The 21,737-nt window shown below is 66.4% G+C and carries 19 protein-coding genes and 1 tRNA gene; 11 read left to right on the forward strand and 9 right to left on the reverse strand.

Features of this window, described 5'->3' with window-relative positions:
* Positions 1-107 precede the first annotated feature (107 nt).
* Positions 108-1,520, reverse strand: a complete 1,413-nt coding sequence (locus IP86_RS17845) for a lytic murein transglycosylase (RefSeq protein WP_054163779.1) — start codon at positions 1,518-1,520, stop codon at positions 108-110.
* Positions 1,521-1,706: 186 nt separating this feature from the next.
* Between IP86_RS17845 and IP86_RS17850 the strand changes: the two genes are divergently transcribed.
* The gene (locus IP86_RS17850) at positions 1,707-2,342 is read left to right on the forward strand and encodes a LysE family translocator (RefSeq protein ID WP_054163780.1); all 636 of its coding nucleotides are present in this window, start codon (positions 1,707-1,709) and stop codon (positions 2,340-2,342) included.
* Here the strand turns inward: IP86_RS17850 and IP86_RS17855 are convergent, their stop codons facing one another.
* The 3 genes from IP86_RS17855 to IP86_RS17865 all read right to left on the reverse strand — a co-directional run bounded on the left by IP86_RS17855 (position 2,343) and on the right by IP86_RS17865 (position 5,367).
* Positions 2,343-3,095 (reverse strand): sulfite exporter TauE/SafE family protein, encoded by a 753-nt coding sequence (locus tag IP86_RS17855; protein ID WP_054163781.1) that lies wholly within the window; start codon positions 3,093-3,095, stop codon positions 2,343-2,345.
* Positions 3,096-3,167: 72 nt separating this feature from the next.
* Positions 3,168-3,950, reverse strand: a complete 783-nt coding sequence (gene hisN / locus IP86_RS17860; RefSeq protein WP_054163782.1) for a histidinol-phosphatase — start codon at positions 3,948-3,950, stop codon at positions 3,168-3,170.
* Positions 3,951-4,479: 529 nt separating this feature from the next.
* Entirely contained in the window at positions 4,480-5,367 is an 888-nt protein-coding gene (locus tag IP86_RS17865) for an N-formylglutamate amidohydrolase (protein ID WP_054163812.1), read from the reverse strand.
* A gap of 297 nt (positions 5,368-5,664) precedes the next feature.
* On the opposite strand from IP86_RS17865, the gene cpdR reads away from it, so the two are divergent.
* The 3 genes from cpdR to IP86_RS17880 all read left to right on the forward strand — a co-directional run bounded on the left by cpdR (position 5,665) and on the right by IP86_RS17880 (position 6,600).
* Complete coding sequence (gene cpdR / locus IP86_RS17870; RefSeq protein WP_011443381.1) at positions 5,665-6,024, forward strand: cell cycle two-component system response regulator CpdR; 360 nt, start codon at positions 5,665-5,667, stop codon at positions 6,022-6,024.
* 84 nt (positions 6,025-6,108) lie between these two features.
* Positions 6,109-6,183, forward strand: a tRNA-Val gene (locus IP86_RS17875).
* A 141-nt stretch (positions 6,184-6,324) separates the two neighbouring features.
* Positions 6,325-6,600 carry a hypothetical protein gene (locus tag IP86_RS17880; RefSeq protein ID WP_082364071.1) on the forward strand — a complete coding sequence of 92 codons (276 nt, stop codon included), beginning with the start codon at positions 6,325-6,327 and terminating at the stop codon, positions 6,598-6,600.
* Between the two features lie 97 nt (positions 6,601-6,697).
* On the opposite strand, the gene IP86_RS17885 is transcribed toward IP86_RS17880, so the two are convergent.
* Positions 6,698-7,315 carry a TetR/AcrR family transcriptional regulator gene (locus IP86_RS17885; protein ID WP_054163784.1) on the reverse strand — a complete coding sequence of 206 codons (618 nt, stop codon included), beginning with the start codon at positions 7,313-7,315 and terminating at the stop codon, positions 6,698-6,700.
* A 219-nt stretch (positions 7,316-7,534) separates the two neighbouring features.
* Here IP86_RS17885 and IP86_RS17890 point away from each other — a divergent pair, with 219 nt between their 5' ends.
* From IP86_RS17890 to IP86_RS17910, 5 genes are all read left to right on the forward strand, one after another.
* Positions 7,535-8,071, forward strand: coding sequence for a 2Fe-2S iron-sulfur cluster-binding protein (locus IP86_RS17890; protein ID WP_054163785.1), 537 nt, complete (start codon positions 7,535-7,537; stop codon positions 8,069-8,071).
* Positions 8,068-9,054, forward strand: a complete 987-nt coding sequence (locus IP86_RS17895) for an FAD binding domain-containing protein (protein ID WP_054163786.1) — start codon at positions 8,068-8,070, stop codon at positions 9,052-9,054. The genes IP86_RS17890 and IP86_RS17895 overlap by 4 nt, the downstream gene beginning before the upstream one ends.
* Positions 9,055-9,104: 50 nt before the next feature.
* A complete protein-coding gene (locus IP86_RS17900; protein WP_197279866.1) occupies positions 9,105-11,384 on the forward strand; it encodes a xanthine dehydrogenase family protein molybdopterin-binding subunit in 2,280 nt (759 codons plus the stop codon).
* Between the two features lie 365 nt (positions 11,385-11,749).
* Positions 11,750-12,505 (forward strand): ABC transporter ATP-binding protein, encoded by a 756-nt coding sequence (locus IP86_RS17905; RefSeq protein ID WP_054163813.1) that lies wholly within the window; start codon positions 11,750-11,752, stop codon positions 12,503-12,505.
* Positions 12,502-14,028, forward strand: a complete 1,527-nt coding sequence (locus tag IP86_RS17910) for a hypothetical protein (RefSeq protein WP_054163788.1) — start codon at positions 12,502-12,504, stop codon at positions 14,026-14,028. The genes IP86_RS17905 and IP86_RS17910 overlap by 4 nt, the downstream gene beginning before the upstream one ends.
* Before the next feature lie 319 nt (positions 14,029-14,347).
* Here IP86_RS17910 and wrbA read toward each other — a convergent pair whose 3' ends face one another.
* Both wrbA and IP86_RS17920 read right to left on the reverse strand, forming a co-directional pair.
* Positions 14,348-14,947, reverse strand: coding sequence for an NAD(P)H:quinone oxidoreductase (wrbA, locus tag IP86_RS17915; protein ID WP_054163789.1), 600 nt, complete (start codon positions 14,945-14,947; stop codon positions 14,348-14,350).
* Positions 14,948-15,118: 171 nt separating this feature from the next.
* Positions 15,119-15,817, reverse strand: a complete 699-nt coding sequence (locus IP86_RS17920; RefSeq protein ID WP_054163790.1) for a pirin family protein — start codon at positions 15,815-15,817, stop codon at positions 15,119-15,121.
* A gap of 132 nt (positions 15,818-15,949) precedes the next feature.
* On the opposite strand from IP86_RS17920, the gene IP86_RS17925 reads away from it, so the two are divergent.
* Positions 15,950-16,876: a LysR family transcriptional regulator gene (locus IP86_RS17925; protein WP_054163791.1), complete on the forward strand. Its 927-nt coding sequence runs from the start codon at positions 15,950-15,952 to the stop codon at positions 16,874-16,876.
* Here the strand turns inward: IP86_RS17925 and IP86_RS17930 are convergent.
* Complete coding sequence (locus tag IP86_RS17930) at positions 16,863-17,696, reverse strand: protein-disulfide reductase DsbD domain-containing protein (RefSeq protein ID WP_054163792.1); 834 nt, start codon at positions 17,694-17,696, stop codon at positions 16,863-16,865. The two genes, IP86_RS17925 and IP86_RS17930, sit on opposite strands and share 14 nt — an antisense overlap.
* Before the next feature lie 134 nt (positions 17,697-17,830).
* On the opposite strand from IP86_RS17930, the gene IP86_RS17935 reads away from it, so the two are divergent.
* Positions 17,831-18,463 (forward strand): YqgE/AlgH family protein, encoded by a 633-nt coding sequence (locus tag IP86_RS17935; RefSeq protein WP_054163814.1) that lies wholly within the window; start codon positions 17,831-17,833, stop codon positions 18,461-18,463.
* A gap of 325 nt (positions 18,464-18,788) precedes the next feature.
* Here the strand turns inward: IP86_RS17935 and IP86_RS17940 are convergent, their stop codons facing one another.
* On the reverse strand, positions 18,789-21,665 hold the full coding sequence (locus IP86_RS17940) for an EAL domain-containing protein (RefSeq protein WP_054163793.1): 2,877 nt from the start codon (positions 21,663-21,665) through the stop codon (positions 18,789-18,791).
* Positions 21,666-21,737 lie beyond the last annotated feature (72 nt).

A 21,737-nucleotide genomic window follows, 5' to 3' on the forward strand; every position in this document is an offset into this window, starting at 1 on the left:
AACGGCTCATAATTCCGAGTTATGTTGCAATGAATTAATTGAACTGTGAATAAACGCGCGTTCAGATTGTATAGATCAAAATTCCTGTCGGCTAGCCCCTTCAAGCCCTACCTTCCTCTCAACCTCTCCAGCATATCCCCCGTCGCAAACCCGTCCGCCGGTGCTCCGATAGAGGCTTGGTAATTCCGTAGCGCCTCGCGCGTCATGCTGCCGAACTGGCCATCTGGCGTGCCGCGGTAGAAGCCGCGTTGGGCCAATAGCTGTTGCAATTCGAGGCGTTCGCTGCGGGACAGGACGCGTTCGTGGCGCGGCCAGGGTTGGACGAAGGGTTGGCCGCCGCGCAGGCGGTCGGCGAAATGGCCGATCGCCAGTGCGTAGGCTTCGGCGGGGTTGTACTTCATGATGGTGCGGAAGTTGTTCAGCATCAGGAAGCCGGGGCCTTCGGAGCCGGCGGGCGCCAGCACATAGGCCTTGTCGCTGCTGCGCGGGAAGCCCTGGCCGTTCGGCCGCCGCACGCCCATCTGCTCCCATTGGGCCAGCGTCAGCATCTGCTTGCGGTCGGCCTTCATGTAGTCGAAGCCCTGCGGCATCACCACCTCGTAGCCCCAGGTCTGGCCGCTCTGCCAGCCGTCCTTCTTGAGGTTGTTGGCGGTCGAGGCGATCAAATCGGCGGGGTTGTCGACGACGTCGCGGCGGCCGTCGCCGTCGGCGTCGACGGCGAAGCGCTTGAATGCGGTCGGCATGAACTGGGTCGGGCCGAACGCGCCGGCCCAGGAGCCCTTGAGTTGCTCGGGGCGCAAATCGCCGCGATGCAGGATCTCCAGCGCGGTGAGGAATTCGTCCTTGAAGTACGCCTGGCGGCGGCCGACGCAGGCCAGCGTCGCGGTCGAGTTCAGCACGTAGCGGTCGCCCATCTGGGTCGAGTAGTTGCTTTCGATGCCCCAGATCGATGCGATGATATAGCGGTCGACGCCGTAGGCGCGCTCGGCGTCGTCGAACTGCGGCTTGTACTGCGCCAGGATCTCGCGGCCGCGGGCGAGCCGGTTGTCGTTCACCAGGATGTCGAGATAGTCCCAGATCGCCTTGGTGAATTCCGGCTGCGAATCCATCAGGTCCATCAGCCGCAGATCGGGCGACAGGTTCGCGGTGAAGCGTTCGAAGCTGTCGCGCGAGATGCCGCGGCGCGCGGCGTCCGGCCAGAACGCAGCGACGCAGTTGTCGAAATTGGCTGCGGCTTCGCGGATCGCCTGCGCGGTCATCAGCGGATGGCCCGAAGCGCCGTCCTCGCCGCTCCAGGCCGGCGCGGCGTTGTTGCCGGGTAGTGCGGCGACCGGCTCCTGCTGGGCCGTGACGGTGGCGCGGCGCGGCGCGGCCGGCGCAGCGCTGGTGGACGGCCGCGAACCGGAGAAGAAGTTGAACATGTCGAGCGGGCTCTGCGCCGAGGCCTCGCCTGACAGCAGCACGCCGCCGAGCAGTGCGATTGCCGCCGTGCGCGTCAGCCTGTTGCCTCGTTGTGTCATGCCGTCGATCCCGTCTGCTCGCAAAAGCCCCCGCGCCAAGGAGGCCCCGATGCGGTTTCGATCAGCTTAACAAAGCGTTTTTTTGTCCGCCGCGATCTTCATCATCCTTGAACGGTGGCGAACCTTGACGGTCGGGCATGTCGTGGAGGAAATGGACGGACCCGCTCGGACACAGGCGCAACTACAATGCTCGGCATTCACGATTTCTGGCTGTTCGTCGCGTCGGGGCTGCTACTCAATGTCACGCCGGGGCCGGACACCGCCTTCATCGTCGGGCGCGGCCTGCAGTTCGGCTGGCGTGGCGGCGCCGCGGCTGCGCTCGGTGTCAGCGCGGGCTGCCTGGTGCATGTCGGTGCGGCGGCGATCGGATTGTCCGCGCTGCTGATGGCTTCGACGGTGGCGTTCGCCGCCGTCAAACTGATCGGCGCCGCCTATCTGATCTGGCTCGGCATCGGCATGCTACTGACGCGGGAGACCGGCTTTGCGGCGGCTGCGGACGATGCGCCGGCGCTGCGGCCCGTGCAGGTGTTTCGCCAGGGCGCGCTGACCAACGCGTTGAATCCGAAAGTGGCGCTGTTCTTCCTCGCCTTCCTGCCGCAATTCGTCGACGCCGACGCGCCCCACAAGGCGCTGGCGTTTCTGGTGCTGGGGCTGATCTTCGTCGCCAACGGCACGCTGTATTGTCTGGCGCTTGCGGCGTTCGCGGCGCGGGCCGCGGATCGGCTGCGTCGCTCCGGCAGAGTGATGCTGTGGATCAACCGCGGCCTCGGGGCGCTGTTCGTGGCGCTCGGTCTGCGCGTCGCGCTGCTGCAGGCACGCTGATCAGCCGAACAGCCGCACCAGCGTTTCGGCCGCAAGGTAACCCCCGAGGCCGATGATCGAGACCAGGAACCAGCGCCGGAACAGGTCGGGATGCATCCGCGTCCGCACCGCCTGACCGGCGAACATCCCGGCGAAGGCGGCGACCAGCGCGATTGCGCCGGGCAGGGCGGTTGCGACCGAGAGCAGTCCGGCGTCGGTGAGGTTGAACGCCAGCGCCAGCGTCGCGGTGGTGAAGAACACCCCGAGCGCCTGCACCAGTTCGTCCTTCTCGAGGCCGATCGCTTGCATGAACGGCATCGACGGGATCACCTGCACGCCGGTCGCCGCCGAGACGATGCCGGTGACGAGGCCGACCGGGCCGCCGAGCCATTTCTCGTACGCCGGCGAGACCTGAAAGCGCGCCCGGCTCAGCCCGAAGATGCCGTAGACCACCAGCAGCACGCCGAGCACCAGCGTGCCGTAGCGCGCATAGGGGCCCGTCATCAGGCCGGAGCCGAGCCGGATGCCGATCACGGTGCCGAGCATCAGGGGCCAGAGCCGGCGCAGGATGTCGCGCAGATAGGGGCCGGCGAAGGTCTGCCAAATGTTGGTGATGATCGCAGGCACGATCACGATGGCGAGCGCCTGCGCCGGCGGCATCGCCACCGCGAGCAGACCGATCGAGACCGTCGGCAGGCCGAGGCCGATCACGCCTTTGACGAAGCCCGCAAAGGCGAACACGGCGGCGATGAGCAGGAGAAACGGATCGGGCATGGGGCAGCTAAAGCCGATCCGATCCGGCCGCACAACGTCCGCAGGCGCAAGGCGCGGCTGCGACGCGCGGCGTCAGCCGTTCAGGATCTTCAGCGCGGCTTCGTGGACGCGCTTGTCGCCGGCGGCGACGATGCGGCCGCCGCTCTGCGCCGGCTTGCCGTCCCAGGTGGTGACGATGCCGCCGGCGCCGGTGACGATCGGGATCAGCGCCGCGATGTCGTAGGGCTTCAGCTCGGTCTCGATCACCAGGTCGAGCTGGCCGGCCGCCAGCATGCAATAGGCGTAGCAGTCGCCGCCGAACCGGGTCAGCCGCGCTTCGGCCTGAACTTTTTCGAAGATCGCGCGGTCGGCCTCGTTCATCAGCAGCGGCGACGTGGTGAACAGCGTGGCTTCCTTCAAAGCAGTGCAGCGCCGCACGCTCAGCCGGCGCTCGCCCGGAGGGCCTTTGTACGACGCCGAACCGTTGTCGCCGGAGAAGCGCTCGCCGATGAACGGCTGGTGCATCATGCCGAACACCGGCGTGCCCTTGTGCAGCAGCGCGATCAGCGTGCCCCACACCGGAAATCCGGCAATGAAGGATTTGGTGCCGTCGATCGGATCGAGCACCCAGACGTAGTCGGCGTCTTCGCGTTCGTTGCCGAACTCCTCGCCGATGATGCCGTGCTGGGGGAAGCTTGCCTTGATCAGGCGGCGCATCACGGCTTCGCCAGCGCGGTCGGCCTCGGTCACCGGATCGAAGTCGCGGCCGGGCTGCTTATTGTCGATCGTCAGCGAGGTGCGGAAGAACGGCAGGATGGTGTCGCCCGACGACGTCGCAAGGCGTCCGATGAAGGCGGCGAAGTCGATCACGGTCACGGGGGATCCTTGTCAGTCCGGGGTTACAACTGCACGACCCTAGGCTTGCCTGAAGCCAAGCCCGTCCGCCTCACTTATTCTACGGAACGGTACGGGGTCCAGTAGGTGAACCATCCACCGAAGCCGGCATTCACATTTTTCGGATGCTTGTTGCGTTAAGTTCGCTTTTTGTCGCAGGCAGCGTCGTGGCAACAGCGGGAACCCACGCAATCATGTCGCAGCCGGACTGAGACAATCGATTTCATCTCATTGATTTACCTCAAATAAGTGTCTGCCCCGGGCGCGTGTCGACGGTATCCTGACATGCGTTTTTTGCATGGAAAAACGCTCGAAAACACTTGCGCTTTGTGCGTCGCGGCCGCATATTGTTGCGGTGCGGTAGCGCCTCGCGCTATCGCTGCCCTCCTTGGGCGTTTCCTCCCTAGACTTGGGCCGCTTGCCTTCGCAAGCGGCCCTTTTTTCTATCATCAGCTGTTTACGGTGCGATGTCGGACGAAAACCGGCACCGGATTCGAGCAGGGGCGTCGGTCTATTCGGCAGCGGCCTGGAAAGGCCCGAGGTCGCTGAGCGGGATCGAGGCGAGCGCATCGGCCAGCACGGTGAAATCCTCCGCGACGGTACGGAACCGCTCACTGCGCTGGCGCAGCCGTTCGTCCATGTAGATCGCGCGGTTGAGTTCGACCTGGACGGTGTGCAGCCCGCTCGACGGGTTGCCGTAATGTTCGGTGATGAAGCCGCCGGCGTAGGGCTTGTTGCGGCCGACCGTATAGCCGCGCGCCGCCATCGTTTCCTCGACCACGCTCGGAATCAGCGCGGCGCAGCTGGTGCCGTAGCGGTCGCCGATCACCACATCGGGACGCCGAGGTTCGTCGCGGGCGATCCCGACCGACGGCATCGAATGGCAATCGACCAGAATCACGGTTCCCCAGCTCTGGTGCGCCTTATTGATCAGCCGCCGCAGCGCGCGGTGATAGGGCTTGTACAGCGTCTCGATACGAGCGAGCGCGTCGTCCACGGCGATCCGCTCGCGATAGATCTCCTGGCCGTCGCCGACCACGCGCGGAATGGTGCCGAGGCCGCCGGCGACCCGCATCGAGCGGGTGTTGGCGAAGCTCGGCAGCCGGCCGACGAACATGCGCGGGTCGAGCTCGTAGGGTTCGCGATTGACGTCGATATAAGAGCGGGGGAAATGCGCACGCACGACGGGAAACCCGCGGTGCGAGAGATGGTCGATCAACTCGTCCATGAACGAGTCTTCGGACCGCTGCAGCGCCTCGAGGTCGATGCGCGACGCGTTGAGAAACCCATCGGGGTACACCGAGCCCGAATGCGGCGAATTGAAAATGATCGGCGCGCGCCAGTTTTCGGGCTCGGCGATCTCGAACGGGGGCGAGAACTCACCGTCGAATTCGGTCATCATCGTCCGCCCGTCAAATGGTCGCCCGCCAAATCCGTCGGCCTCCAAGCTTATGCCGCCGATGTCGTGGAAATCGACATTGTGGGAAATCGGGGTGAGCTGCCAAGCAAAATCATTCCAGATTGCACGCCAACGATCGTCCCGGTCGAAAGTGCCTCGATTTGTTGATTCGCGGCGTGATCCAGCGCAGGATTGTTCGCCTGAGAATGCCCCGGGGACAGAATTTCACCCGAAATTTACCAAACGCCGGTCTAAGTGAATCAACATTTTCCCGACCGGATGCGAAGTCCAGCAATGATGCACAAGATCCTCCTCGCCGAAGACGACAACGACATGCGCCGGTTCCTGGTCAAGGCGTTGGAAAACGCCGGGTTCCAGGTTTCCTCCTTCGACAATGGCATGTCGGCCTACCAGCGGCTGCGCGAGGAGCCGTTCGAAATGCTGCTGACCGACATCGTGATGCCGGAGATGGACGGAATCGAGCTGGCGCGCCGCGCTTCGGAACTCGATCCGGACATCAAGATCATGTTCATCACCGGTTTTGCGGCGGTGGCGCTGAATTCCGATTCGGAAGCCCCGAAGAACGCCAAGGTGCTGTCGAAGCCCGTGCACCTCCGCGAACTGGTCAGCGAAGTGAACAAGATGCTGGCCGCCTGAGATTGCCGTCGAAATCCTGCTTTGGTGTCCTTGCCTGACTGGCCCGGAGCCGATATAGGGACGCCACCCGTGAAGACGATCTGAGGGCGCGTAGCTCAGCGGGAGAGCACCTCGTTGACATCGAGGGGGTCACAGGTTCGATCCCTGTCGCGCCCACCATCCCCAGATCCACGTTCAATCCCGAACCTACATTCCTCTCGGGCAATCCCGCGTTTGTTCGGTGCACTGGCGTTCCGTCGGAACGAAGCGTCCTGCGACGAATTGGCTCAGCATCGCCATTCGACGCATGGGAGCGACCCGATGATCAAGCAGATTGCCATCACCGCCGCCGCGCTGGCGGCTCTATCGACCGCCGCAATTGCGCCGGCCAGCGCCGACGAAGTCGGCATCGGTGTGGGACCGGTGGGTGTGACGGTCGGCAGCGGCCCCGGCCCCTATTACGACCGCGACGACCATTATGTGGTTCGCGAGCGCAGGGTCTATCGCGAGCGCGAGCCCGACGAGACCGTGGTGGTTCGGCGGCAGTATCGCGAAGAGCCGCGCCGTCGTGTGATCATCGAGCACGACGACGATTAATCCACCGATCCATAGGATGAACGGCCTCCTTCGCGGAGGCCGTTTTCGTTAGAGGATCTCGAGGGGGAGCGGCCCTCGAGCCGATCCAGGCGTTCGCTTATTTGCCATGACCGGCGCCGTAGCGCAGGCCGTCGATCAGCAGTGCGACCATGCGGTTGGTATGCTCCGGATCGTTGCCGGGACCAGACGTGCAAAGTTGAGCGACCGCCTTGAGCAGATCGAACGGATCGACGTCGCGCCGCACCTCGCCGGCTGCGACTGCCTTATCCAGCAGCGACTGCAGCGCCGGGCGAAGCCGCTGCTCGAAATAGGCGGGCAGACTGTCGTAGGCCGGGTTGCCGGAATACAGCGCCGCCGCCAGGCCGCGCTTGGTGGCGATGAAATCGACGTAGCGCTGCATCCAGCGCGACAGCGCCTCGACCGGCGGAAACTCTGCGGCCAGCGTGGCGGCAGCGTCGGCACAGGCATCGACACCGTTGCGAAACACCGCGACGATGAGGTCCGAGCGCTGCGGGAAGTGTCGATACAAGGTGCCGACGCCGACGCCGGCCTTTTCGGCGATCTCGCGTACCGGCGCGTCCACCCCGGACGTGGCGAAAACCGCCAGCGCTGCGTCGAGCAGCGTCTTCAGGTTGCGCTGCGCATCCGCGCGAACCCGACGCGTCGTCCCGGCGGCAGCCGGTGCGGCACGTTTTCGCGGCGGCTTTTCGGACACAAGAATACCTCTTGATAAACGGAACGATGTTCCGTATAAGGAGTTGCTGGTTCGTTATCTCACATCGGTGCTCGCCGGGCTACGCAGCATCGCCTCGCCAACCAGCGTCCCGAACTAACAAGCCGCTCAGCGGTTAGCGATTCTTCCGTTCCGCACAACGTGCGCGCGCGGCCACGACCGCTTGCGTCCTGCTTCAGTCCTGATCCCAAAGGAGGTCTTATGACCGCTGATCGACCAGCCGCGTCCGCCGCGGCGATCCGCATCAATGGAGTCGACTGTCCCATCCCCGCCGACCCACGGGTCTCGCTGCTCGACCTGCTGCGCGAGACGCTCAATCTGCACGGCACCAAAAAAGGCTGCAATCAGGGCGCCTGCGGCGCCTGCACGGTTCTGGTCGACGGCGAGCGTATTGTGTCCTGCCTGTCGCTGGCCGTGCAGCATGCCGGGCGCAGCGTGACCACCATCGAAGGCCTGGCCGGCGAGGAGGGCCTGCATCCGTTGCAGCAGGCCTTTATCGAGCACGACGGTTTTCAGTGCGGCTACTGCACGCCCGGCCAGATCTGCTCGGCTGTCGGCATGGCCAACGAACTCAAGCGCGGGGTGCCCAGCCACGTCACCCGTGATCTCGGCGATGACCACGTCGCGCCGACGCACGACGAAATTCGCGAACGCATGAGCGGCAATCTGTGCCGCTGCGGCGCGCACAACGGCATCATCGCGGCGATCCGCGACACCTACGCGGAGGCCGCAGAATGACTCCCTTCGATTACTCCCGGGCGGGCGACGTCGCCGAAGCGGTGCGGCTCGGCGCCGCCGCGCAGGCCAAATTCCTTGGCGGCGGCACCAATCTGGTCGACCTGATGCGCGAGACGATCGAGCGCCCGGGCGCGCTGGTGGATATTACCAACCTGCCGGCGGAGATCACCGAGCGCGAGGGCGGTGGTCTGCTGATCGGCGCCGCGGTGCGCAACACCGCGCTGGCCGAGCACCGCGCCGTGCGCACGCGCTATCCGATGCTGTCGCGTGCCATTCTGGCGGGCGCCTCGGCGCAGATCCGCAACATGGCGACGGTCGGCGGCAATCTGCTGCAGCGGACGCGCTGTACCTACTTCTACGACGACGCCGGATCGCGTTGTAACAAGCGCAGCCCGGGGCAGGGCTGCGACGCGATCGACGGCTTCAACCGCAACCACGCGATCCTCGGCGCGTCGCAAGCCTGCGTGGCGACGCATCCGTCCGATATGTGCGTAGCACTCGTCGCGCTCGACGCGGTGGTGCACCTCGAAGGCAGCGGCGGAAAGCGAACCTTGCCATTTGGCGACTTCCACCGGCTGCCGGGCGATCGTCCCGATCAGGACACGACGCTGCAGCCCGGCGAACTGATCACCGCGATCGAACTGCCGCCGCAGCCGATCGCGGCGCGCTCGACCTATCGCAAGGTGCGCGACCGCTCGAGCTACGCATTCGCGCTGGTGTCGGTCGCGGCCGCGCTCGAACTCGAGGGCGGCAAAGTCAAGGACGTGCGGCTGGCACTCGGCGGCGTCGCACATAAGCCGTGGCGCGCGCTCAAGGCCGAGCAGGCCCTGCGTGGGCGCGAGGCGTCGGCCGAGGCGTTCCGCGCCGCGGCTGAAGCCGAACTCGCCGACGCAGTCCCGCTACGCGACAACGCCTTCAAGATCGAACTGGCCAAACGCACGATCACCGCCGTTCTGGTCGAACTCGCAGGAGATGCCCGATGAGCATCGTCAATGAAGCCAAACAAGCCGTGCGCGGTGCCGTGCAGGATGTGATGGAGAAGGCTGTCGCGCTGGCGCCGGACAGCTGGATGCCGGGCGGCGAGCCCGATCCGTTGATCCGCGCCAAACACGGCTCGATCGGGGCCTCGGTCCCGCGTATCGACGGTCCGCTGAAGGTCCGCGGCGCGGCGCCGTTCGCGGCGGAGTTCGCGCTCGACGGCATGCTGTACGCGGCGCTGATGTTCAGCACCGTCCCGAAGGGCCGGATCGCCACGCTCGACACCGCCGCGGCGGAAGCCGCGCCGGGCGTGGCGCTGGTGATGACTCATCGCAACGCGCCGCGCATGAAGCCGATGCCGCTGTTCATGACGGCCGAGAAGGCAGGTGGCTGCGACAATCTGCCGATCATGCAGGACGATCGTATCCACTGGAACGGCCAGCCGATCGCGGTGGTGCTGGCGGAGACGCAGGAGCAGGCCGATCACGCCGTCTCGCTGATCCGCGCGAGCTACGAGACCGAGGCCGCGGTGACCAGCTTTGCCACGGCGAGGGCCAAAGGCACCGAGCCCGGTCTGTTCATGGGCCAGCCACTCAAGGCGGAGAAGGGGGATGCCGAAGCCGCGCTCGCCAACGCTCCGGTGAGAGTCGATTGCCGCTTCACGACGCCGCGGCACAATCACAACGCGATCGAGCCGCACGCCGCCACGGTGATGTGGCAGGGCGACAGGCTGATCGTGCACGACGCGTCGCAGGCAGTTCATCACACCGCCTGGTCGCTCGGCGATATCTTCGGCATCGCCGAGGAGCAGGTCCACGTCACCTCGCCATTCGTCGGCGGCGGCTTCGGCGGCAAGTGTCTGTGGCAGCATCAGGTGCTCGGCGCTGCGGCGTCCAAGCTCGCCGGCCGGCCGGTGCGCATCGCGCTGTCGCGCGAGGGAGTGTACCGGATGATCGGCGGCCGCACGCTGACGGAGCAGCGCTTCGCCATCGGTGCCGAGCCGGATGGCCGCTTCATCTCGCTGATCCACACCGGCACGGTCGCTACGGCCAAACAGAACGCGTTCCCCGAGCCGTTCATCCTGCCGACCATGAGTAGTTACGGTTCGCCGAACATCAAGCTCGACGTCCAAGTGGTCGATCTCGATATGCTCGCCAACACCTTCATGCGGGCGCCGGGCGAATCCGTCGGCACCTTCGCGATGGAATCGGCCATCGACGAGATGGCGGTGGCGCTCGGCATCGATCCGGTCGAGCTGCGCCTCCTCAATCAGCCGGAAGAAGATCCGCTGAAGGGAACGCCGTTCTCGTCGCGGCACATCGCCGAGGCGTGGCGCGCCGGCGCCGAGCGGTTCGGCTGGTCGAAGCGCAACCCGACCGCTGCCAGCATGCGCGATGGCGAGTGGCTGGTCGGCATGGGCTGCGCCACCGCGACCTATCCGTATCACCGCATGCCGGGCGGTGCGGCGCGCATCACGCTGACTCGCGACGGCGGCGCCAAGGTCGAGATCGCCGCGCACGAGATGGGCATGGGCACTGCGACCGCGCATACCCAAGTGGTCGCCGAACGGCTCGGCCTGTCACGCGATCAGGTGACGTTCGCATACGGGGATTCGATGCTGCCCGGTGTCGTGCTCGCCGGCGGCTCGCAGCAGACCGCGTCGATCGGCGCCTCGGTGATCGCCGCGCATCACGTGCTGATCAAGGAACTGCTGAAACTCGCCGGCAACGACTCGCCGCTGGCCGGTCTCGGCCCAGACGAGGTCGGCACGCTGAACGGCGGACTTGCCAAACTCGACGATCCGTCGCGTCACGAGAGCTACGTGTCGATCCTGACCCGCTCGGGCCGCGACCACGTCGCAGCCGAAGGCAGCGCCTCGGCGCCGCTCGAGACGATGCACTGGTCGATGCATTCGTTCGGCGCGCTGTTCTGCGAAGTCGGCGTCAGCAGCGTCACCGGCGAAACCCGCGTCCGGCGCTTCCTCGGCTCCTACGATTGCGGCCGCATCCTCAATCCGAAGACCGCGGCGAGCCAGTTCCGCGGCGGCATCATCATGGGCCTCGGCCTGGCGCTGATGGAGGAGACGCAGTTCGACGAGCGCAACGGCCGGGTGATGAATCCGAGCCTCGCCGAGTATCACGTCCCCGTGCATCTCGACGTGCCGGAGATCGACGTGATCTGGACCGACATCCCCGATCCGCGCGCCCCGATGGGTGCCCGCGGTATCGGCGAGATCGGCATCACCGGCGTCGGCGCTGCGGTCGCCAACGCGGTGTTCAACGCCACCGGCAAGCGCATCCGCGACCTGCCGATCACGCTCGACAAGCTGATGTGAGTTGCTGCTGGAGTACTTCATCGATTGAAGCGCGATCGCGCGTTCCACATGCACTGTGTCCTCATCCTGAGGAGCCCGGCGCAGCCGGGCGTCTCGAAGGATGGGGCCACGCGGGACTCGTAGCCCATGGTTCGAGACGGCGCTTCGCGCCTCCTCACCATGAGGTTGTGCTTGTGGCGACGCCATCTTGCCGGCTCTCATTTGATGAAGAGCAGAGCTGCTAACCGCTTGCTAACCATGCGCTTCGTGCGGCGGCCTCCTGAACCGGGAGGCCGCCGTCGTTTCGGCGGCCGGATTCATCGCGGCGAAACTTCTCGCACCCATGCTGCGGCCTTTGCTGCTCAGCCATGCTGCACGGGAACTTCATGACCGGATCGATCGGTTCTGCGCTGGAACTGCGCGGCCTCACCAAATGCTTCGATCGCCCCGCGGTCGATGGACTGGATCTCACGGTGCGGCGCGGCGAATTCTACGCGTTGCTCGGTCCCAACGGCGCCGGCAAGACCACGACGCTGCGGATGGTGGCGGGGCTGCTGCAGCCGGACGCCGGATCGATCCGCGTGCTCGGCATCGATGCGCTGGCCGATCCGATCGCCGCCAAGCAGGTCACCGCCTGGGTGTCGGACGAGCCGATGATTTACGACAAGCTGACGCCGCTGGAATATCTCGCTTTCGTCGCCGGGCTGTGGGGCTGCGATCCGGATCGCGCCGAGGCCACGTCGATCCGGTTACTCGAACAACTCGACCTGACGGTGCATCAGCATCAGCGCTGCGAGGGCTTCTCCAAGGGCATGCTCCAGAAGGTGGCGCTGGCCGGCGCGCTGGTCCACGAGCCGCAACTGATTATCCTCGATGAGCCGCTGACCGGGCTCGACGCGGTGTCGGCGCGCCGCGTCAAGGAGATCCTGCAGGCGCGGGTGCAGGCCGGCTGCACTGTGATCATGACCACCCATATCCTCGAAGTCGCCGAGCGGATGGCCGACCGGATCGGCGTGATCGTCGCCGGGCGGCTGGTCGCGGAAGGCACGCTCGGCGAATTGCGCAGCCGGATCGGCAACGGCGATTCCAGCCTCGAAGATATGTTCGTCGCGCTGGTCGGCGGCGAGGCCGTGCCGGCATGACCACGGCGACGCTGGCCAGCTTCGCGCGGCACGATCTGCGGCTTGCCTGGCGCGACTTCCTCGGCATGCTCACGGCCGGCCGCCGCGGGCGGGTCCGTAACGTCGTGCTGGCACTGATCGTTGGCGCAGCCCTGCTGCATCTGCCGGCCTGGGGATTGGTCGGCCGCTACGCGCATCTCACCCTCGCTGCGGACACCACCAGCCTGCTGGTGATCGCCGCGACGCTGGCGCTGAGCTGGCTGTTGATGCTGTCGCAGGCGATCGAATCGGTGACGCGGGTGTTCTACAGCCGCGCCGATCTCGATCTGATCATGTCGTCGCCTGTGCCGCTGGCGCGGGTGTTCTCGGTGCGGATGGCGGCGATCGCGCTGACCATCACGGCGATGGCGCTGCTGTTCGCCGCGCCGGTGATCGACGTGCTGGCGCTCGGCGGCGGCGCGCATTGGCTGACGGCGTTCGGCGTCGTCGCGGCGATCGGCATCTCCGCCTCGGCTGCGGCGATCGCGGTCGCGCTGCTGCTGTTCAAGCTGATGGGGCCGAAGCGAACGCGGCTGGCGGCGCAGATCGTCTCCGTGGTGATCGGCGCCGGCTTCGTTATCGGTCTGCAGATCGCCGCGATCCTGTCGACCGGGACGCTGTCGCGGTTCTCTGTGCTGACCTCGGGCGCCGCCGCGAGCTGGACGCCGGATGCGGTGAGCGTGTTCTGGTGGCCTGCGCGCGCCGTGCTCGGTGATACGCTGGCGCTCGGCGCGCTGCTCAGCGGCAGCCTCATCCTGCTGGGGCTGGTGATGATCTGGGTAACGCCGCGGCTCGGCGCGGTGGTGATCGCCGCAGGAAGCGCCAACGCCGCGACCGTCCGGCCGGGCACCACGCCGCGCTTCCGCCGCCGCTCCCGGCAGCAGGCGCTGCGGCTGAAGGAGTTCATGCTGCTGCGGCGCGACCCGTGGCTGATGTCGCAGTCGCTGATGCAGCTGCTGTATCTGGTGCCGCCGGCATTGCTGCTGTGGCGCAGCTTCTCGGACAGCTCGACCGCGGTCGTGCTGGTGGCGCCGGTAATTGTGATGGCGGCCGGTCAGCTCGCCGGGGGCCTGGCGTGGCTGACGATCTCGGGCGAGGACGCGCCCGATCTGATCGAGACCGCGCCGCTGCCGGCTGCGGCAGTGACGCGGGCGCGCATCGAAGTGGTGCTGATGGGAATCGGAATCGTGGTCGCGCCGCTACTCGTGCCGCTGGCCGTGCTGTCGCCGCTGCTGGCGTTCGTCACCGCTGCCGGCTGCGGTCTGGCGGCAGCCTCGGCCACGGCGATCCAGCTGTGGTTCCGGGTGCAGGCGCGGCGCAGCCAGTTCCGGCGGCGTCAGACCTCGTCGCGGCTGGCGACCTTCGCCGAGGCGTTCTCGTCGATCGGCTGGGCCGCGACGGCCGTGCTGGCGCTCACCGAGCCGACGTTCGCGTTGGGGTCCGCGGTGTTCACACTCGGCATCATTTTCATCACTTGGCGCTTCAGTCCGCGTCGCGCGACGTAGCACTACAGCCGCGGCATTGCCGACGTCCGTGGGTGGCGACGCTGAGGCTCTTACACATCAGCCGCTTGGCCATCACTTGCAGCGGGCTGCGGGCGAGTTGAAGCATGAAATACATTTCCAGCATGGTCGATCTCCGGCGGGCTTTGCGCAGATAGAGCGCCGCGCCGCGCGCGAGTAGGGCTGGCGTCGGAACACCAGCCATGCAAGATCAATGCATCTGCATTAATCTGGGATTCTCTGCCGGTCGGCGCAAGCCGGTGCGGCGATTCGCACCGCTTGCCGGCGGGCGCCGCGCTTGGCGACGCCCGCACTGACGCGCTCAGCCGTGCAGCTTGATCGCGGTTTCGGCGACGGTCTTGCCCTGATAGCGGGCGCCGGCAAGCTCGGTCGCGCTGGGCTGACGCGAGCCGTCGCCGCCGGTGATCGTGGTGGCGCCATAGGGCGCGCCGCCGGTCACCTCGTCGAGCCGCATCTGGTCGCCGAAGCCGTAATTGAGGCCGACCACCACCATGCCGAAATGCAGCAGGTTGGTAATGATCGAGAACAGCGTGGTCTCCTGGCCGCCATGCTGGGTTGCGGTGGAAGTAAAGGCGCCGCCGACCTTGCCGTTCAGCGCGCCCTTGGCCCACAGACCGCCGGCCTGGTCGAGGAAGTTGGCCATCTGCGATGCCATCCGGCCGAACCGGGTGCCGGTGCCGACGATGATCGCGTCGTAATTGGCGAGATCGTCGATGGTGGCGACCGGTGCGGCCTGGTCGAGCTTGTAGTACGAGGCCTTCGCGACATCCGGCGGCACCAGCTCGGGCACGCGCTTGATGTCGACCTGAGCGCCCGCCTCGCGCGCGCCTTCGGCGACCGCGTTCGCCATCGTCTCGATGTGGCCGTAAGCCGAGTAGTAAAGAACCAGAACCTTCGCCATGGGAGTCTCTCCGTTTGGTTGGTGTGGGTGGGGAGTGATTGCGTTGTTAGTGAGCCGTCATGGCCGGGCTTGACCCGGCCATCCATCCCCTTCGCAAAAGCTCTCACGAAGAGGATGGATGCGCGGGTCAAGCCCGCGCATGACGTTGGTGTGTGACGAGAGGCTGCCGCCTTAGGCCGCGTCGACCAGAACCACCTCGGCGTCTTCGAGCGCCGTGATGGTGACCTTGGCCTCATCGCGGATCGCGGCGCCGTCGCGGGCGTCGACCTTGACGCCGTTGACCTCGACGCTGCCGACCGCGGGCACCAGATACAGGTGCCGGGCCTTGCCGGCCTCGTATTCGGCGCTCTCGCCGGCCTTCAGCGTGGTGGCCAGCACCCGCGCATCGGCCCGGATCGGCAGGGCGTCGGTGTCACCCTTGACGCCGGACGCGATGGTGACGAGCTTGCCGGAGCGATCCGACTTCGGGAACGGCTTGGAGCCCCAGGTGGGCTGGCCGCCGGCCTGCGTCGGCTCGATCCAGATCTGGAAGATCCGGGTGGTCTCCGGCTCCAGATTGTATTCGGAATGCCGCACCCCCGAACCCGCGCTCATCACCTGAACGTCGCCGGCCTCGGTGCGGCCCTTGTTGCCGAGCGAGTCCTCGTGGGTGATGGCCCCGTCGCGCACATAGGTGATGATCTCCATGTCGCGATGCGGATGCGGCGGGAAGCCGGTGTTCGGCGCGATCTCGTCGTCGTTCCAGACCCGCAGGGCGCCGTGGCCCATGTTGTTCGGGTCGTAATAGCTGGCGAACGAGAAGTGGTGCTTGGCCTTGAGCCAGCCGTGATCGGCGCCGCCGAGCTTGGTGAAGGGACGAAGTTCAATCATGGGAATTCTCCCTGGTTTGGCGCCGCCTCGGCGCCGGTGAAGTGATTGGTGTCTGGATAAGCCTCGGCTTGCGTTTCAGAAATAGAAATGATTGAAACTCATTGTTTCCAAAAATGACCCAATGGGCCGCCGATGACCAAGCTGCCGGACTTCGAAGCGCTGGCGATCTTCGCCAAGGTGGTGGAGCTGCGCTCGTTCGCGGCGGCGGCGGCCGAGCTGGCGATGTCCAAGGCCACCGTCTCCAAGGCGGTGACGCGGCTGGAGGCGCGGCTCGGCGCGCGGCTGTTCAACCGCACCTCGCGGCGGCTGGCGCTGACCGACGCCGGCCAGCGGCTCGCCGAGCGCGCCGCGCAATTGCTGGCGGACGGCGAGGCGGCCGAGAGCGAGGCGCTGGCGCAATCGGCGGCGCCCCGCGGGCTGGTGCGGCTGGCGGTGCCGATGACCTTTGGGGTCAACGTGGTGGCGCCGCTGCTGCCCGACTTCCTCGCCGCTTATCCGGAAGTCTCGGTCGACCTGCATCTGTCCGACCAGATGGTCGATCTGATTGGCGAGGGCTTCGATGCCGGCGTGCGCATCGCGTCGCTGCCGGATTCCTCACTGGTGGCGCGGCGGCTGTGCGCGATGCCGCGCTACACGGTCGCGGCCACCTCCTATCTGGAGCGTCATGGCCGGCCGACACATCCGATGCAGCTCGCCGATCATCGCTGCCTCGGCTACGCCTATCTGTCGACGCCCAACGCTTGGCACTACACCAATGCGCAGGGCGAGCAGGCGGCGGTGCGGCCGTCGGGGCCGCTGCGGGTCAACAATGGCGAGGCGTTGTTGCCGGCGGTGATCGCGGGGCTCGGCATCGCCGATCTGCCGGAGTTCATCGTCGGCGATGCGATCACCTCCGGCGCCGTCGAGGTCATCCTGGAAGGCTGGCACCAGCGCGAGAGCTCGGTGCATCTGGTGATGCCGCCGGGCGGGCCGCGGCCGGCGCGCGTCGAAGTGCTGGCGGCGTTCCTGGCCGAGCGGCTGGCGAAGCGCCGACCGCCGCGCCGGCTCAGTTCAAATTGACGTTGAACTCGTAAGCCTTGTCGGGGCCGACCAGGGTGAACTTCAGCGCGGCGCCCTCGGCATGGGCGCCGGGCGGCAATCCCTCCAGCGCGAAGGTGAAGCGCTGCACGCCCTCGGGGGCGTTCGGCGCCCGTTTGGGAATCGGCAGCGCCCATTCGGGCGTCGGTCCTTCGACGAACAGGCTGACCTTGCTGGCCGGCGGTGCCACCACGTCGACCCAGACCTCGGTATCACCGCGCATCACCACGTCGCGGATCGTGATCGGATTCGGATCGCCGACATTTGCCGGCACCGGAACGGTATCGAGAGCCGCGGCCAGTGCGCTGTCCTGCGTGCTGGCGACGCTGGTGAAAGTCAGCTCCGGCGCCGCCTCGACCGGCACGCACAGCTTTTCGCACACCGCGTAGCTGATCGCGGCGCGCAGCGTCACCGGCTTGTCGGCGTTCTTCGCCACAATGCGCAGCGGCAGCACGACGCTCGACTTGTAGCCGAGCGAGGTGCCGCCCGCGCCGTCGGGAAACGCCGTCGGTGCCGGCCACAGGATCGTCACGGCTTCCACGTTGTCGGACTTCGAGAAGTCGAACCGCGGCGGTACGCCGGAGTCACCGGGAGAACGCCAGTAAGTTTTCCAGCCGGGCTGCAACTGGAAAGCAATGCCACCAAGCAGCACCGCGCCGCTGCGCGATCCTGCCAGCAGCCGCACCGCAGAGTGGCTTTCGCTGACCCAGGGCGAGGCGTCGTCGGCACGAACCGCGCTCACCGAAAACAGCGCAAACAATGCGGCGATCAGCGCCGGCCGGACAGGAACGATTGTGATCATGTGACGTATTTACGCACGCGGACGGCAGAGAACCACTGAATTGCCTGTGATTCGGAAGGCACTCTGCGGCGACTGGTTGATTGACAGGATTGGCACCCAATATCAGGATAATGGTGCAACGCGAGGATCCCCTGATGGCGACCAAGTCCAAAAGGCCCAAATCCGGCGAAGCCAGGCCGACGGAGCAGGGGAGCTATCTCGACGGCCAGTTGCTGATCGCAATGCCGGTGATGGAAGACGAGCGCTTCGCGCGCTCGGTGATCTACATCTGCGCGCATTCATCGGAAGGCGCCATGGGCATTATCGTCAATCGTCCGGCGGGCAGCATCGATTTTCCCGAACTGCTGGTGCAGCTCGACATCGTCGAGAAGGCCGAACAGATCAAGCTTCCCGATCATGCCGAGTCGATGAAGGTGCTGCGCGGCGGGCCGGTCGAGACCGGCCGCGGCTTCGTGCTGCACTCCAGCGACTTCTTCATCAAGGACGCCACTCTGCCGATCGATGACGGCATTTCTCTGACCGCCACCGTCGACATCCTGAAGGCGATCGCCAGCGGCTCCGGCCCGAAGCGCGCGATCCTCGCGCTCGGCTACGCCGGCTGGGCGCCGGGCCAGCTCGAGACCGAGATCCAGGACAATGGCTGCCTGCATTGCGATGCCGATGCCGATCTGGTGTTCGGCAACGACATCGAAGAGAAATACGACCGCGCCCTGCACAAGCTCGGCATCGAGCCGGGGATGCTGTCGGCCGAAGCGGGCCACGCGTAGTTAGCGGCGACGACCGCCCCACGCCCCTGCCGTCATCGCCCGCGAAAGCGGGCGACCCGGTATTCCAGAGCGTTCGTTATTCCGAGCGGCTCATCGATGAATCGAAGCAATCCGGCCTTCCCACATGCACTGAGTCCTCATCCTGAGGAGCACGGCGAAGCCGGGCGTCTCGAAGGATGGGGCCACGCAGTGCCCGCGGCCCATGGTTCGAGACGGCGCTGCGCGCCTCCTCACCATGAGGATGTACTTGCGTCACCGGCTGCGACAGATGGATTGCCGGGTCAAGCCCGGCAATGACGGCCTACTCGTTGCGTAGCGCCGTGCCTCAGCTCGCCGCTTCCAGCCGTTCTTCCGTCAGCAGCCGCATCGCGGCTTCGGCGTCCATCGGTTCGCCGAAGGCGAAGCCCTGGGCGTATTCGCAGCCGAGCTGATACAGCTCCACCGCATCCGAATCCGTCTCGGCGCCTTCGGCGACGACATCCATGCCGAGATCGTGCGCCAGCGCGATGATCGACTTCAGGATCACCGGACGGGTGCCGCGGCTGGTGGTGCGGACGAACGACTGATCGATCTTGATGGTGTCGAACGGGAAGCGCTGGAGATAGCTCAGCGACGAGTGGCCGGTGCCGAAATCGTCGAGCGACAGGCCGCAGCCGAGCTCGCGGATCCGCTGCAGCATCTGCGCGGCGTGCTCGGGATTCTCCATCACCAGGGACTCGGTGAGTTCGAGCTTCAGCGTGCCGCGCGCCACCGAGGAGCGTGACAGCACAGTGCGGACGTCGTGGATCAGATCGTGGCGCAGCAGCTGCCGCGATGAGACGTTGACGCTGGCGAAGATCGGCTCGCGCGAGCGCATCGCGCGCTGCCAGATCGCCAGCTGCTTGGCGGTCTCGTCCATCACGAAGGTGCCGAGCTCGACGATCAGGCCGATCTCCTCGGCGATCGAGATGAACTCGATCGGCGACATCCGGCCGAGCTTGGGATGATCCCAGCGCGCCAGCGCTTCGAAGCCGGCGACCGAGCGATCCTCGAGCCGCACGATCGGCTGATACAGGATGGTGATTTCCTTGCGCTCAATGGCGCGGCGCAGTTCGGATTCCAGCGTCAGGCGGTCCGACTTGCGTGCCCGCATCGCCGGCTTGTAGACGTCGATGCGATCGCCGCCGATCCGCTTGGAGTGATACATCGCCAGCTCGGCGTCCTTGATGATCTCGTCGGACAGTTGGGTTTGCGGGTCGCTCAGCGCGAGGCCGATCGACGCGGTGAGGAAGATCTCGCGGTCGTTGAAGGCGATCGGCGCCTTGATGGTCTTGCGGATGGTCTCGGCGAAGGCGGTGATCTTGGCGGGGTCCTGTTCGGACAGCAGGATCAGGCCGAATTGATCGCCGGCGATCCGGGCCAGCGTGTCCTGCGGCTTGAGGATGCGCGTGAGCCGGCGCGCCAGCGTCAGCAGGATCGAGTCGCCGACCGCGATGCCGACCGAGTCGTTGACCTGCTTGAAGCGATCGAGGTCGATCACCATCAGGGTCGGGCGCAGGTTCGGCATCGTCTTGGCGAAATTCGCCACCGCGCCGAGCCGGTCCATGAACAGCTTGCGGTTAGGCAGGCCGGTCAGGTTGTCGTGCACCGAGTCGTGCAGCATCCGCTCTTCGGCGTTCTTGCTCTCGGTGACGTCGGTCAGCGTACCGACCACGCGGGTGACTTCGCCGTCGGCGCCGACCACCGGGCGGGCCTTCAGTGCGAACCACATGAAGTGGCCGTCGGGCGTGCGCAGCCGGAAGTGCTGGGTCAGCCGGCCGCGGCGCTGATCGAGCACCGAGTCGAGCGCCGCGCGAAAACGGTCCTGGTCGAGCGGGTGCAGCACTTCGAGCCAGCTCGCCGCCGAGCCTTCCAGCGCGCCGCGCTTCAGTCCGAGCAGCGCCTCGGTCTCGGGACTGGTGAACACCTTGTCGGCAGAGACGTCCCAGTCCCAGATCAGATCGCCGGAGCCGATCAGCGCCAGCGCGCGGCGCTCGACGTCCGACACCACGCCGCCGGTCGCGCCGGAGCCCGCGAAGGCGTGCTGCATCACGGTGAAGCCGATCAGCATCACGATCAGCACCAGGCCGCCGAGCAGCGCCGGGCCGACGATGTCGTTGGTCACCGAGCCGGCCACCGCCATGCCGGACGCCACCACCCAGATCACCAGCAGGAACCAGGTCGGGATCAGCAGCACCGCGCGGTCGAAACCGTGGGTCGACAGATACACGATCAGCGCGAAGCCCGCGAAGGCGATCAGCACCAGCGACATCCGGGCGATGCCGGAGGCGACCGCGGGATCGAACAGCGCCAGCGCCACCAGCGAGCCGAGGAAGGCGAGCCAGCCGAGCGTGATGTGCGAGTAGCGCACGTGCCAGCGGCTGAGATTGAGATAGGCGAACAGGAAGACGAGCAGCGTCGCCGCCAGGATGGCTTCGCCGGAGGCGCGCCACACCCGCTCGGCGCCGGCCGACATGTCGAACACCTTGCTCCAGAAGCCGAAGTCGATGCCGATATAGACCAGCACCGCCCAGGCCAGCGCCGCGGCGGCGGGGAACATGATGCTGCCCTTGACCACGAACAGGATCGTCAGCACCAGCGCCAGCAGGCCCGAGATGCCGATCACGATGCCCTGGTACAGGGTGAAGGAGTTGACCTTGTCCTTGTAGGCTTCCGGCTCCCACAGATAGAGCTGCGGCAGCTTGTCGGTGCGTAGTTCGGCCACGAAGGTGATCACCGAACCGGGGTCGAGCGTGACGCGGAAGATATCGGCGGTGGTCGAGTCCTGGCGTTCGGGGCGGTCGCCGGTCGACGGCGTGATGGTGGCGATACGCGACAGGCCGAGATCCGGCCAGAACAGGCCGGACGACACCATGCGATAATGCGGCGCCACGATCAGGCGGTCGAGCTGATCGTCGGTGTTGTTGGCGAGCGCGAACACCACCCAGTTCTGGCCGCCTTCGCGCGCGCGCACTTCGATGCGGCGGACGATGCCGTCGGTGCCGGGCGCGGTCGAGACCTGGATGCGGTCGGTGTCGCTACGCTGATGTTCGAGCACGCCGGTGAGGTCGATCGCCGGCGCGTCGCTGCGGACGCTGACGGCGTCGAGTGCATATGCCTGCGGGGCCGCCGCAATCAGCATCAAGCCCAGCGCCAGAAGCGCAAGGCACCTGATCAGACGCAAGTCAGTTCTCCGCGTTCGCACCGATCTGGAAGCGCGGCCCCCGCGCGTCTCCGAGACGGATAAATGACATGA

It is taken from the genome of Rhodopseudomonas sp. AAP120 (assembly GCF_001295845.1).
Classification (GTDB): domain Bacteria; phylum Pseudomonadota; class Alphaproteobacteria; order Rhizobiales; family Xanthobacteraceae; genus Rhodopseudomonas.